This is a genomic window from Brevundimonas sp. 01N35, from assembly GCF_056399785.1.
In genome coordinates, this window is the sequence record NZ_JBFTRZ010000049.1 from 1 (window position 1) to 355 (window position 355).

Consider the following 355-nt stretch of genomic DNA (forward strand, 5'->3'; position numbering starts at 1 on the left):
GGCGGCGTGGGCCTGCTGTCGGGCGATTCGTGTTCGTTCGGTTTTTCGTATTTCCGTCATTCAAGGCTTGTGGAGTCGGGGGCGGGTCCGTATATCCGCGCCTCGCTCTGCAACGAGCGGCCCGCGGGGTTCGGCAACGGACCGGGCGGTGTTCTGCGGCTTGGAAAGCTTCGGTTTTCTGATCTGCGGAAGGGCTGAAAAGCCCTGTTGACTTGGAGMTCGGCCTTCATTAGATAGCCGCCTCCGCTGTTCCTTCGGGAGCGGCCGGGTGAAAAGAAGTTCTTTAAAAAGAACTGCTTGACACTGAAAACCAGGGGCGGTACACACCGCCTCCGCCGCAATCGGGCGTTAAACG

Annotated in this window: 1 protein-coding gene; it reads left to right on the forward strand. The window is 59.6% G+C overall.

Going from position 1 to position 355, the window contains the following annotated elements:
* A partial coding sequence (locus tag AC1DJ5_RS14705; protein ID WP_477021080.1) for a hypothetical protein occupies window positions 1-198 on the forward strand: 198 nt, incomplete at its 5' end.
* Between the last annotated feature and the right edge of the window lie 157 nt (window positions 199-355).